The organism is Acinetobacter sp. YH12128 (assembly GCF_013418655.1).
GTDB classification, from domain to species: Bacteria; Pseudomonadota; Gammaproteobacteria; order Pseudomonadales; family Moraxellaceae; genus Acinetobacter; species Acinetobacter amyesii.
In genome coordinates, this window is the sequence record NZ_VPBO01000002.1 from 36,937 (window position 1) to 50,198 (window position 13,262).

Below are 13,262 nucleotides of genomic sequence, written 5' to 3' on the forward strand. Positions count from 1 at the left end.
CCATATTTTTCAGGGATTGAACATGTTTACAGGCATTATTGAAAGTCTAGGTAAAGTTGAAAGCATTCAAAACGTGGGTGGCGATGTCCGCTTACGTATCCAGACAGATTTAGACATGTCGGATGTGCATTTGGGGGATTCTATTGCCACCAATGGCATTTGCTTAACCGTGATTGACTTTGGCAGTAATTGGTATGCAGCCGATGTTTCACGTGAAAGTTTAAATCGGACCACCTTGGAGCACTGGAAAGCAGGGCAGGCGGTGAATGTGGAAAAAGCCATGTTGCCGACTACGCGTTTTGGTGGACATATTGTCAGTGGTCATGTCGATGCCGTGGGTGAAATCACTCAAGTTCGTTCAGATGCGCGTTCTATTTATTTTGAAGTGACCGCACCGAAAGAAATTGCACGCTATTTAGCGGAAAAAGGCTCTGTGACCGTGGATGGTATTAGCCTGACAATTAACCATTTACGTGGCAATGTGCTGAGCTTAAATTTAATTCCGCATACGGCGGAACGAACCAATATCGGTACGTGGAAGGCTGGGGCTAAAGTGAACTTAGAAGTGGATGTTTTAGCACGTTATATTGAGCGTTTATTGCTTGGTGATAAAGCCGCTGAGACCACAGCGCAATCTAAAATTAGCTTAGATTTTCTCGCTGAAAATGGCTTCTTGAAATAAGTTGATACCGAAGAAAACCAAACAGTCTGATTGAAAAATTAGACTGTTTTTTTATTTTTGGTGATAATGCGTCGCGGAATGACATATATGATGAATAATCAGACAGGTGATAATGATTGATTTCTTACTGAATCTGGAACAGTGGTTACCCATGTTATTGGAAAATTATGGTGTGTGGATTTATGCCATTTTATTTTTGGTGATATTTTCAGAAACGGGTTCAGTATTTATGTTCTTCCTGCCAGGAGACAGCCTGTTGCTTGCCATCGGCGCATTATGCTCAACAACGGAAGTGGTGCATTTACACACCATGGGGCTGATGTTATTTGTCGCATCGGTCTTGGGCTACTGCGTCAATTACTATACGGGCAGCGTGTTAGGTATTAAGTACTTTAATAAGCACACACGTTACTTTAAGCCCGAATATATGGTCAAAACCAATAAATATTTTATGAAGCATGGCGGTAAAACGATTTTAGTCGCACGCTTTGTACCTTTTGTACGTTCTTTTGCGCCTTTTGCCGCTGGGTCTGCGCGCATGAGCCTCGGTACATTTATGTTCTATAACGTGCTGGGTGGTTTCATCTGGATTGGATTATTACTTGGTATTGGTTATTTCCTAGGACATACCGTTTCTGCAGTTGCAGATTTGGTCTAAGCTAAACTTAGACATAAAAAAAGCCCACAGTTGTGGGCATTTTTTATGGAGTCGATGACGATTTAGTGTTTTGTAACGGTCACCACATCAAGGGTTTGAAAAAGCGAGCTGCGGGGCAGGTGCTGAATGCTAAAACCGCCTTTTTCTGATTCTCGGCTGAGATAAACCGAAATACTGTGAAAGTCTGAATGACTCAGCCAAAGATCTTTGGCACGAATGTCCCATTGTTCTCCAGCAGATAGAGAGGATATTTTCTGGGTAATCTGGTGAATGATGTCCATATTGAATTCCCATCTGGATGCATGATTATATTTTTAGGATGCCTGAAGCATTGTATTTTGAGGGACAATGCTTCAGCCATATGAACATCATGTTGCAAATACATGTCAGTTTAATGACAGTGACCAGATTTCGATCGACAGCTTAAGATGCTTCGGACGATGTAGATTCTGTCGAAAAATTAGAGTTTTCTAAGATATAGTCAATTTCTTCTTGTGCGGCTGCTTTCAATTTTGCACGGAAATCACTGACGGCCATCTCGATTTGCGTTTCTGCTTCAAGTTCCAAACGCACGCGTACACTTTCGAGTTCTGACAACATCTGTCCTTCGCTGACCGATAAGCTTTGACTTAATCCCGCTAAACTCGTTTCAGGGTTTTTATGATAGCGAGCGGCATAGTGTTGTACTTCACGATCAAGATTATGCTGCATCATGGTGAGCGCTTGCGTTTGTGCAGCAAAGCGTAACTCTTCGTCGCGTCTCAGTTGTTCTGCATAGGCTTGTTCAGCTTCACGTTTTTCTTCTAAGGCTTTTTCTAAAGCCAAGTGTTTGCGAATACGAGCATCTTCAATCAGCTGTGCTTTCAAATCTTCATAAGCAGACTCAATTTTGTCAAAAGACACTTGCTGTTGCTGTTGGTCATTGACCAGCCATTGTTGAATGTCTGTACTGGGATTGAGTACATCGCAAACGCGACCAAGGTCATCAATAAAGGTCTGACGAATAGCTTCAGGTACTTTTAACCAGCGCTGTTTAAAGTCTGGACCGACATTCAATGCCATGGTGCATCTCCTTGCAAATAGGGTAAAACCAATATCACGTTAAAGTTTATGGGTCTGTGGTTGAACGCCCAAACGTCGATATTGTTTATATTTTTCACGCCCGATAATTTTAGCGGGTTCGTTATTTTCAATAATTTCGATAATGTGACTAAAACTCGCGAACTGTTCAAGTGCTTGATCGTTAAAATTAAACACAATCCAGTCGGCTTGCTCAGGCAATTGGGCAGAAATACAGACCGTTGCCTCGGCTTGATCGATACCATGGGGAATGAAACCTGTGTGATCGAAACTCCACAGGCGTTCATCAAGTTGTTGCTGTAAGTCTGGGTCAGCACAATGTAGCCAAATACGTACAGGCTGACGCAGGATCTTACGGCATAAACGACAAGTGCTTTCGACTTGTCGTTCAGGACTTTTTTCAAATAAATAAAAGCTAACTTTAGCCATTCGCTTGAGCACGATTCGCTAAGAATTGCATTAATAATGGCACAGGACGACCTGTTGCGCCTTTATTTGCACCTGAGTTCCATGCAGTACCAGCAATGTCTAAATGCGCCCAACGATATTCACGCGTAAAGCGTTGAAGGAAACATGCAGCTGTTACAGAACCTGCTTTTGGACCACCAATGTTGGCAATATCTGCAAATGGAGAATCAAGTTGTTCTTGATAATCTTCAATTACGGGCATGCGCCATACGCGGTCAAAGCTATGTTGACCTGCAGCAGTCAATTCAGCCGCAAGTTCATCATCCGGAGTGAACATACCAGTAAGGACTGAACCCAATGCCACAACACATGCACCAGTGAGGGTTGCAATATCAATCACCAGTGCAGGGTTAAAGCGTTTTACATAGGTCAAGGTATCGCACAGAACCAAACGACCTTCGGCATCGGTATTTAAAATTTCAACGGTTTGACCGCTCATGGTTGTCACGATGTCGCCCGGGCGAGTGGCATGACCAGACGGCATGTTTTCTGCAGCAGCAATTGCGCCGACCACATGAATCGGTAATTTCGCTTCACACAGCGCACGGATGGTACCCAAAACTGATGCAGAACCGCACATGTCGAATTTCATTTCGTCCATGCCCGCACCTGGTTTAAGTGAGATACCACCAGTATCAAAAGTCACGCCTTTACCAACAAGCACCACTGGCGCTTCTTCACGGTTTGAGAGGTATTCGATGGTAATAATACGGCCTGGACGGTCAGAACCTTTGCTCACAGCAAGGAAAGCACCCATACCGAGATCAGCCATTTGCTGTTCATCGAGTACAGTCACTTTGAGTTGATCTGGGAATTCAGCTGCAAGTGCATGAGCTTGTTCGGCTAAATATTCAGGAAAACAGATATTGCCCGGACGGTTACCTAAGTCACGAGTAAAACTTTGACCTGATTGCACTGCAGAAATTAATTCAAGCTGTGCAGTGGTTAATGGGCTTTCAGTAGCGATTAAATGGATCTGCTCCAAAACAAATTCATTTTTTTTAGACTTGTATTCATCAAACGCATAAGCCGCTTGGGTCAGGCTAAGTGCAAATAAATAATGTTGTTCTTGTGGTAGAGCAGAGATATCGACACTGATCTGTTTGAATTTTTTTTGTGACGCTTTAATAATGGTTTGTGCAATTTTTGCAAATTTATTGACCTGTAATTCAGCAACTTTGCCGAGGCCTAAAAGTGCGCTATTGCGACAAGCGGCAATGTTCGCCACCAAAGGCAGGCTTTCATTGAGTGCCGCTTTAAATTGAGTCGCGTCAATTAAATTATCTAAATCATTGATTTGATATGAAGTAGCTGCATTTTTAACGTGCTCAGAATCTACTAATATCAATAAATATTGGCTGGACGCATTCGCTTGGAATGACGTATTAATAGAAAGTTTCATGTGCGGTATTTATGCCTTTTTAAATTTATAAACCATTAAACCATTGAAACATTTATATGAATAGAGTTTCAATGAGCAACAAGGGTATAGGTTTTATATTTTCTACATTCGGGTAAACTAACGCTAGTTTTTATTGGCCCTATTTTTGGAAGAATTAATTTGATTATTCGGCGTTATCTGGTCAAGCAAGTGGTGTCGACATCACTGGTTGTGATTGCCTTATTGACCTTGATCATGATGGGTGGTCGTTTGATCAAGTACTTTGGTGTGGCGGCGCAAGGTCGTTTAGATGCAAGTATTTTATTTAGCATTATTGGCTACCGTTTGCCTGAATTTTTAACCTTAATTCTTCCGCTCGGTTTCTTTATTGGTCTGATGTTGGTCTTTGGTCGTCTGTATGTCGATCATGAAATGGCTGTGCTCAATGGTAGTGGTGTCAGTCGAAATCAATTGTCACGTTTATTGGTGCCGATGACTGTGGTCTTTATGGCTGTTCAAGCATTTTTGATGCTGTGGGCTTCGCCTTGGGGCATCCGTCAGTTTGAAGCATTAACGACTTCGCAAGCGGTACGAACAGGCTTTGACTTGGTTCGACCCAAAGAGTTTATTTCCTCTGGGCCCTATACCATTTATGCAGGGGACTTGTCAGAAGACCGTAAAAACTTAAAAGATATTTTCTTCTATCAGCGTGCAGAAAAAGAGGGTAAGCCTGATGTCATTATTTTGGCGAAGGAAGCGACCCGCGTCGAAGTGCCCGATGATAATGCCAATGTGGTGGATTTGGTTGAAGGCCGCCGTTACGAAATCTATCCGGGGCAACCGCGTTATTCTCAAGCTGAATTCCAAAGTTATCGTTTACGTTTAGAAAATGATAAAGAAGCAAAATTTGAAAGTACCGAAGTAGAAGCTTTACCAACCTCGAAGTTATGGGATAACCGTCATGATCCTGTGGTTGCCAGTGAACTCGGTTGGCGAATCTTTGTGCCGTTCGCTATTTTGGTAGCGTTATTGCTTGCAACCGCTTTGTCTGAGGTAAGTCCTCGTCAAGGGCGTTACCTGAAACTGTTTCCTGCATTACTTATTTTTGCCAGTTTAATCGTGGCTTTAATGGCGATCAAAACGCGGATCAGTAAAGATGAAATGGGGATTTGGGCTTATCCACTGGTCTTAGTGATTTACGGCATTGCAGCGGCATTGTTCTCGCGTAAACAAAAATTAGCGCCCAAAATTAAGAAACAAATTCAGCGAGTGAGGTCTTAAAATGTTGGCACGTCGTATAGTTGCAAAACATGTGACCAAAACTACTGCTTTAGCCATGCTTGGTGCGACCGCGGTATTGGCTGGCTTACAAGTGCTTTTTACTTATTTAGGTGAATTGGGCTCGCTGAAAGAAGGCTATAACGCATGGAATGCTTTGCAGTATGTATTATGGAGTTCACCGAATTATTTATATGAAATTTTGCCGATTTCAGCCTTGATTGGTGCAGTACTGGGTTTAGGGACTCTAGCTTCAAACAGTGAATTGATTGTGATGCGTTCGGTCGGCATCAGCCTATGGCGGATTGTGGGCTGGGTGATTCGTTCGGCACTCATTTTGGTGGTTTTATCCTTTGCATTAAGCGAATGGGTCATTCCCTATACCAATGAACAAGCCAAAAGCGTCAAAAGTCACCGCACTGCGGCTGAACTGGGCGAAGTCAAAGGCTATTGGTCACGTGAAGGCCAGCGCTTTATTTATATTGACTATGCCAATTCACAAGGTCAAATTAAAGATGTTCAGGTTGTTGATTTTGATGAAAAATATCGTTTGCGAGGCACTTTGGATGCGGAGCAAGGGAATTTTGTCAAAAATGGCTCTTGGTCGCTGCAAAATTCAACCCAAGTCGATCTCTTAGCGACGGGTGATGCCGTGGCGAAGCAAAATGCTGAACAGCCGCTTTCATTGGCCTTGCAACCCAAATATGTGCATATGGTTACCATTGATCCTGAAGACCTATCACCGAGTCAATTGGTGAGCTTTATGAGCTATATGCATGAATATAGCCAAGTCCCGAAGACTTACCAATTGGCGTTTTGGCAAAAGTTTGGTTCACCCTTTGCTTTAATTGCCTTGGTGGTGATCGCGTGTTCTTTTATTTTTGGACCTTTACGTCAACAGTCGATGGGTTTCCGCTTGGTGATTGCCTTATTTGCTGGACTGGGCTTTTACTACTTACAAGATTTCTTAGGTTATGCAAGTTTGGTGTACGCACCATCGCCTGCATGGTTCGTCTTTATACCAATTATTTTGATGTTTGTAGCGGGTGGCTATCTGCTGCACCGCGCACGTTAAGTGCATGCAAGATTGAGTAAAACAATGTTGATGACCTAGATAAACCATGGTTGTCACATAGAGTCTTCACCGAAAATTCGGTAAGATAGTATGATTAATTTATAAACGAAAGAGTGTTCATTATGACGGATGCAACTGCTGGCAAAATCCCACACGTATTGGTAATTATGGATGGTGTGGGTCATCGCGAAGCGGTCGAGGACAATGCCTTTTTAGCAGCAAAACGACCTAACTTGACTGCAATGCAGGAAAAGCATCCGCATGGATTGATTTCAGGCTCTGGCGAAGACGTTGGTTTACCTGATGGACAAATGGGTAACTCTGAAGTGGGCCACATGAACCTTGGTGCAGGACGTGTGCTGTATCAAGACTTTACTCGTATTACCAAAGATATTCGTACCGGTGCATTCTTTGAACATGATGTTTTAGTTGATGCGGTTGAAAAAGCCAAAGCTGCCAATGGTGCAGTGCACATCATGGGCTTATTGTCTGAAGGTGGCGTGCATTCACATGAAGATCACATTGTGGCGATGGCTGAATTGGCATTAAAACGCGGTGCAAAAGTTTATCTTCATGCATTCCTTGATGGTCGTGATACACCGCCAAAAAGTGCACAACCTTCGCTTGAAAAATTAGATGCACTGTTTGCTCAGTATCCGGGTCAAGGTCGTATTGCCACCATGATTGGTCGTTACTTTGCAATGGATCGTGACAACCGTTGGGATCGTGTTGAGCAAGCTTATCGTCTTTTAACTGAAGGTGAAGCTGTGCGTACAGCAGCGACTGCTGTTGAAGGTCTAGAGCAGGCTTATGCAGCTGAAGAATCAGATGAGTTTGTGAAAGCGACGCGTATTGGTGATTTAGCACCGATCCAAGATGGTGATAGCGTTGTCTTTATGAACTTCCGTGCTGACCGTGCGCGTGAAATTACCAAAGCTTTTGTGGAAAAAGATTTTGCAGGTTTTGAACGTAAAGTGGTTCCCGCTTTATCAAAATTTGTCATGTTGACACGTTACCAAGCAACAATTGATGCACCTGTGGCTTATATGCCAGAAGCGTTGCATAACTCGATTGGTGAATACCTGTCTAATTTGGGTAAAACACAACTGCGTATTGCTGAAACTGAAAAATATGCACACGTTACTTTCTTCTTCAGTGGTGGTCGTGAAGATGAATATCCGGGTGAAAAACGTATTTTAATTCCATCACCAAACGTTGCGACTTATGACTTAAAACCAGAAATGAGTGCTTATGAAGTCACTGATGAGTTGGTTGCCGCAATTAACTCAGGTGAGTACGACTTACTCGTGGTGAACTATGCCAATGGTGATATGGTTGGTCATACTGGTGTGTTTGATGCAGCAGTCAAAGCAGTTGAGGCCGTAGACACGTGCTTAGGTCGTGTATATGAAGCTGTGATGGCAAATAAAGGTCACATGTTAGTGACCGCCGATCATGGTAACGTAGAGCAAATGCAAGATTACCAAAGTGGTCAGGTGCATACTCAACATACCACTGAACTTGTGCCGTTTATCTATGTTGGCCCGACCAATGCAACAATTACAGAAGGTGGTGTTTTGGCTGACGTAGCGCCGACACTTTTAACGCTTATGCACATTCCTGTACCAACAGAAATGCAAGGTCGTAACTTGATTACTCTTGAATCTTAAAATGTAAGGAAGCATGAATGACTAAAGCACACTGGACGTCAGTTGTAAGCCTTACAGCCTTGCTGCTGTGTTCTAGTCATTCGACATGGGGAGCCGACAAAGCAAAGTCGGCTTTCGATGAATTTGATGGCAGCTATGAACAAAGTTATGCCGAAGTACCTGTCGAATCGATCCAACAATTTGTTCAGATCTATGGCATTGTCAAAGAAAATTATGTAGTTGAAAAAAATGACGATGCATTATTCCAACAAGCCATCAAAGGCATGGTCAGTGGTTTAGACCGCTATTCACGATATCTTTCACCTGAAGACTATAAGCAGCTTTTGCAATACACTGAAGGGGATATTGCGAGTGTCGATTTCAATTTGCGCTTTGATGTAGGTTTACAGCAATGGGTCATCACCAATTTAAAGCCTGATGCCGATTCAGCAAAGCTAGGTCTGAAAAATGGCGCGGCGGTGTTTAAAATTGATGATCAAGAACTCAAAAAACTTAATCAAGATCAAGTGCGACACCTGCTCACAGGCAGTATCGGATCGACGCTGAATCTACAGTTGATAACTGCAAGTCAACCGGTTAATTTGGTCAGAAACACTAAAGTTGAAACAGATATAGAATCTAAATTATTAAATAATCAGGTTTTAGTTTTACACGTAAAAGTTTTTCAACAAGATACAGCCAATGAAATAAAGCGTTTAATTGAAAGTCACGGTTCACGTGTCAAAGCTGTATTGTTTGATTTAAGAAATAACCCCGGTGGGTTATTGTCCGCAGCAGTGGAGTCTGCCGATTTATTTTTGAATCAGGGCATTATTGTGTCGACTCGAAGTCGATCTGAGGGTGACCAACAGTTTCAGGCTTTACCGAGTTTTGAATTTCAAAATATGAAAGTTGGTATTTTAATCAACAATCGTTCTGCTTCTGCCGCAGAGGTCTTTACCGCAGCATTAAAAGAGCATAAACGTGCATGGGTAGCGGGTGAGAAAAGTTATGGTAAAGGTGTGGTTCAAAAACTATTTCCATTGAGTAATGGTGCGGCTTTACAAATGACTGTGTCGCAATATCTGACACCGAATGGCAAAATGATTGAAGGAATTGGGGTGCAGCCAGACTATAACTATCCGCTGCAACATGATGCACGTGAAGATCACTATGTCGATCATGTTGCAGAGTTATTGCTGAATCAAAAATAAACAGCAATACGCTGGAAAACTTTTACTCTTCGTCTTCGGTATCTAAACCGAATTTTTTCAAACGATAGCGCAATGAACGGAATGACATGCCTAATTTTTTTGCGGCAAGGGTTCGGTTCCAGTGGGTGATGTTCAACGCATTCATGAGCACTTCTTTTTCGATATTTTCTAAAAAGAGCTCTAAGCCTTCTTCAGGTAGTTTGCGAGGGACCACACTCTGTTCGTTGCTGTTTGCACCTAGCTGAGCGGATTCATTCGTTGTTGGAGCGGAATTGAACTGAGCACTTGGTTGTCTTAATGGCGCACTTTGCAGATGTTGAAGATCAATCTGATCATCATCGCAGAGGGTCATAGCGCGTTCGATAATATTGCGGAGTTCACGCACATTACCTGGATAATATTGGCTGAGCAGGAAACTCTTCGCACGTTCAGTTAGAGGCTTAGTAGCAATTTCCCATTCATGGCTAATTTTTTGAATAAAATGTTGAGCCAATAAGAGGATATCGTCGCCACGTTCACGTAAGGCAGGCAACACTAAATCCATCACATGGATGCGGAAGAATAAATCTTGGCGGAAGCGACCTTGTTGGACGAGTGCTTCTAAGTCCTGATGGCTGGCGCTGATCACACGGAAGTCGACATCAATTTCACAGTCTGAACCTACAGGACGAATACGTTTTTCCTGTACTGCGCGTAGCAATTTAACTTGCATGGCTAAAGGTAGTTCGGCAATTTCATCCAGAAATAAGCTACCGCCATGTGCAGATTGAATCAGACCTTGTTTGTCTTGGGTGGCACCACTAAAGCTGCCTTTTTTATGGCCAAAAAGTTCACTTTCCATTAACTCTGTGGGAATTGCCCCACAGTTAATGGCAATAAAGGGCCCTTCATTACGGTTGCTTAAACGGTGAACCAGATTGGCTACGACCTCTTTACCCGTACCAGATTCACCCGTAATAAAAACAGGTGCTTGTGAACGTGCAATTTTCTTTAAGGTTCGACGCAATTGCTGGATTGGAAGCGATTCACCAATCAACATTTTATGTTCTAAAGCATCTTGCGAAGTAATGTCTTCAGCCAATGGCTTATTCAGGGCTTTTTGTAGCAGTTGTTCAAGATGTTTGGGATTGATCGGTTTGCTGACAAAATCGAATGCTCCCGCCTTTAATGCGGCAATGGCAATGTCCATGTTGCCATAGGCTGTTAGCACAGCAACAGGAAGTGTAGGACAGTGTTCATTCATCCAATCTAAGAGCTGTAGACCATTACCATCGGGTAAGTTGAGATCGGTTAGGCAGGCATCGTAGCTATAGGTAGACAAGGCTTTTTTAGCTTCGTCGAGGCGATGTGCAACATGCGTTTTAACCCCCATCCTTGATAAAGACATCTGCATCAGCATACATAAGTCTTCTTCGTCATCAACTAACAATACCAGTGGTTGTGAATCCACAGTTTTCCCCTAAAAACAATTAAATAACAGCTTGTAAGCACTCAATCCTAAAGCAAGCTCCCTGTTTTTGTTCTACATAGGAAAGCTGTGCTTGATTCGCTTCACAGAAGCTATGAGCAAGATATAATCCTAAACCAGTTCCAGTGATTTCGGTACTAAAAAATGGCTGAAATAACTGTGCGCGGTTTTGTAAAGCAACCCCATGACCGAAATCTCGGACATCGATCTGGACTTTTTTCTGATCCGTACGCGCCACCACTTCGATATACGACATGTCCGGATTGTTATGGCGAATCGCATTACGAATTAGGTTGATTAAAATTTGTCTGAACTGTGCCTCATCAAAATCGATCAAAGTTTTGGCTTGTACATTGAGCCGAATGTTCTGTTGAATATCTGCCAGATCTTCTTGCAGGAACAACGGTAAAAATTTTTCTAGATTCAGACGAGTCGGATGGGTTTCCTTATTGCGCACCATATTTAGGGTGTCTTGAATAATCCGGTCAATCCGCACCGCTTGACGTGAAATCATATGATTCAACATGTGCTGTTGTTCGGTATCACTTTGCGGATATAAATCATTGGCATGCACAATTGCCGCTAAAGGATTACGAATTTCGTGAGCAATACTGGCGGAGAGTTGCCCTAAAGCGGCTAATTTTAGTTGTTGCACTTGCTGATTGAGTTTTTGTGCATCTTGTAAAATCAGCAAGGTCAGCATTTGATGCGGCACAACGAGTTTTTGTACGAGTACCTGAATGTGGTATTGGCTTTGTTGGGATTCAAATTGGAATTTTTCACCGCTTTTTAAATCTTCAAATTTGAGTAATTCAAATAAATCTGGCTGCGTGGTATACAGCGGATATTGGTCATGATGATAAGAATTTGGCATGCCGAGTAAATGGCAAGCAGCAGGATTACTCAGCACCACATGACAGTTTTCATCCAACACCAAATAGCCCGTATCAATCTGCTCCAAGATATAGCGGTTAATGTTTTGTAGTCGATGGAGCTCTAAGGATTGCGAAAAATTCAGATTTTCTAGTAATTGGAAACGTTTCACGGCAATTTGCGCACTGCCATACACCACACAAAATAAAAAAGCCAAAATCGCACTGTTGGTTAAATTTTTGAGTGAGGTAAATTCAAGAATTGAACCTAAAAACAGTTGATACACCACGCAAATCACAGCGATGAGGGTGATGACCAAAGCTTTTTGGGCATCTAATAACAGGGATGCTGCAAAAATCGTAATCACAAACAGCAAACTCAAATGTAAATTGGGTCCATCGATGGCTAAGGTCAGTAAGCTCAGCGAAATGACATCTACAATGAATAACAGTAGTAACTGGTTTGGGATCCGGACTTTGAAACGTCCAAGTGACATGAATTGAATGCTGGTAAACAGCAAATAAATCGTCAATACATATAGGTATAAACGTGGGTATTCATAATCTGAACTGAATTGAGTGTAGGTCAGTAAAAAGACCAGTAACAGACAGGCACTGATGATAAAGCGATAAGCACTGTACCAAAGGCCCAAATGATACTGGTTCAATTCACTATGAATTGAACGCTGTGTCATAAGTAACAGGATGTACGTTGTGTTAAGGTTTGATTAACCCGTAGCGAATCGCCAAGTGAGTTAGTTTGACATCACTATCAATATTCAGTTTTTCAAAAATGCGGTAACGGTAGGTATTCACCGTTTTAACGCTAACAAATAATTTATCGGAAATTTCTTGTGCACTAATACAATTGACCACCATCATGGCAACTTGCATTTCACGCTCAGACAGGGCGTCAAAAGGTGATTGTTGTGTATCAGACAAATATGAGCTAGCCAGTTGTTCCGCAATGTCTGCACTGAAATATTTGCCACCTTGCATCACTTTATTAATCGCACGGACCATTTCAGTAACTGGTGCACCTTTGGTGATATAGCCTTTGGCACCTGCTTTTAACAATAAAGACGGGTAGGGTTCTTCAGCAAGTCCACTGACTGCGAGGACTTTTGTATCTGGCGCTGTTTGAAGTAGGCGACGTGTGGTTTCTACACCTCCGATCCCCGGCATATTGACATCTAATAGAACGACATTTGGATGGTGTTGGCGAACAAGTGTAATCGCATCTTCACCCGATTCGGCTTGTCCAATGACTTGGACATCTGCATGGTCTTCGAGCATACGGCAAATACCAGTACGGACTAATTCATGGTCATCTACCACCAAAACTGTGATCACCTACACTCTCCCTCAAATCAAAATCTGTTTTTTTTGTTACATAAAGCAAAATAAGCTTGCAATGAAACGACAAAATTAGCAATC

The 13,262-nt window shown here is 42.5% G+C and carries 13 protein-coding genes; 6 read left to right on the forward strand and 7 right to left on the reverse strand.

The window, feature by feature from the left end:
* The first annotated feature begins 22 nt into the window (after nucleotides 1–22).
* Together FTU64_RS01775 and FTU64_RS01780 are read left to right on the forward strand one after the other, a co-directional pair.
* The gene (locus tag FTU64_RS01775; RefSeq protein WP_078192598.1) at nucleotides 23–682 is read left to right on the forward strand and encodes a riboflavin synthase; all 660 of its coding nucleotides are present in this window, start codon (nucleotides 23–25) and stop codon (nucleotides 680–682) included.
* A 112-nt stretch (nucleotides 683–794) separates the two neighbouring features.
* Complete coding sequence (locus FTU64_RS01780) at nucleotides 795–1,340, forward strand: VTT domain-containing protein (protein ID WP_078189460.1); 546 nt, start codon at nucleotides 795–797, stop codon at nucleotides 1,338–1,340.
* Nucleotides 1,341–1,402: 62 nt separating this feature from the next.
* Here the strand turns inward: FTU64_RS01780 and FTU64_RS01785 are convergent, their stop codons facing one another.
* From FTU64_RS01785 to FTU64_RS01800, 4 genes are all read right to left on the reverse strand, one after another.
* Nucleotides 1,403–1,621 (reverse strand): hypothetical protein, encoded by a 219-nt coding sequence (locus tag FTU64_RS01785; protein ID WP_180055472.1) that lies wholly within the window; start codon nucleotides 1,619–1,621, stop codon nucleotides 1,403–1,405.
* 142 nt (nucleotides 1,622–1,763) lie between these two features.
* Complete coding sequence (locus FTU64_RS01790) at nucleotides 1,764–2,402, reverse strand: hypothetical protein (protein ID WP_180059118.1); 639 nt, start codon at nucleotides 2,400–2,402, stop codon at nucleotides 1,764–1,766.
* 39 nt (nucleotides 2,403–2,441) lie between these two features.
* Entirely contained in the window at nucleotides 2,442–2,849 is a 408-nt protein-coding gene (locus FTU64_RS01795) for a DNA polymerase III subunit chi (protein WP_078189457.1), read from the reverse strand.
* Nucleotides 2,842–4,290, reverse strand: a complete 1,449-nt coding sequence (locus tag FTU64_RS01800) for a leucyl aminopeptidase (RefSeq protein ID WP_180055470.1) — start codon at nucleotides 4,288–4,290, stop codon at nucleotides 2,842–2,844. Before FTU64_RS01800 ends, FTU64_RS01795 begins: the two co-directional genes overlap by 8 nt.
* Nucleotides 4,291–4,449: 159 nt before the next feature.
* On the opposite strand from FTU64_RS01800, the gene lptF reads away from it, so the two are divergent.
* The 4 genes from lptF to FTU64_RS01820 all read left to right on the forward strand — a co-directional run bounded on the left by lptF (nucleotide 4,450) and on the right by FTU64_RS01820 (nucleotide 9,485).
* A complete protein-coding gene (gene lptF, locus FTU64_RS01805; RefSeq protein WP_180022073.1) occupies nucleotides 4,450–5,550 on the forward strand; it encodes an LPS export ABC transporter permease LptF in 1,101 nt (366 codons plus the stop codon).
* Between the two features lies 1 nt (nucleotide 5,551).
* Nucleotides 5,552–6,622: an LPS export ABC transporter permease LptG gene (gene lptG, locus FTU64_RS01810; protein ID WP_180039929.1), complete on the forward strand. Its 1,071-nt coding sequence runs from the start codon at nucleotides 5,552–5,554 to the stop codon at nucleotides 6,620–6,622.
* Between the two features lie 122 nt (nucleotides 6,623–6,744).
* Entirely contained in the window at nucleotides 6,745–8,292 is a 1,548-nt protein-coding gene (gpmI, locus tag FTU64_RS01815) for a 2,3-bisphosphoglycerate-independent phosphoglycerate mutase (RefSeq protein WP_180059119.1), read from the forward strand.
* Nucleotides 8,293–8,309: 17 nt separating this feature from the next.
* Complete coding sequence (locus FTU64_RS01820) at nucleotides 8,310–9,485, forward strand: S41 family peptidase (RefSeq protein ID WP_180059120.1); 1,176 nt, start codon at nucleotides 8,310–8,312, stop codon at nucleotides 9,483–9,485.
* Nucleotides 9,486–9,507: 22 nt separating this feature from the next.
* Here the strand turns inward: FTU64_RS01820 and FTU64_RS01825 are convergent, their stop codons facing one another.
* From FTU64_RS01825 to FTU64_RS01835, 3 genes are read right to left on the reverse strand one after another with little or no spacing between them, the layout of a single operon-like run.
* Nucleotides 9,508–10,935 (reverse strand): sigma-54 dependent transcriptional regulator, encoded by a 1,428-nt coding sequence (locus FTU64_RS01825; RefSeq protein WP_180059121.1) that lies wholly within the window; start codon nucleotides 10,933–10,935, stop codon nucleotides 9,508–9,510.
* A gap of 19 nt (nucleotides 10,936–10,954) precedes the next feature.
* The gene (locus tag FTU64_RS01830; protein WP_180059122.1) at nucleotides 10,955–12,520 is read right to left on the reverse strand and encodes a PAS domain-containing sensor histidine kinase; all 1,566 of its coding nucleotides are present in this window, start codon (nucleotides 12,518–12,520) and stop codon (nucleotides 10,955–10,957) included.
* A gap of 22 nt (nucleotides 12,521–12,542) precedes the next feature.
* Entirely contained in the window at nucleotides 12,543–13,178 is a 636-nt protein-coding gene (locus FTU64_RS01835) for a response regulator (RefSeq protein ID WP_078189449.1), read from the reverse strand.
* Between the last annotated feature and the right edge of the window lie 84 nt (nucleotides 13,179–13,262).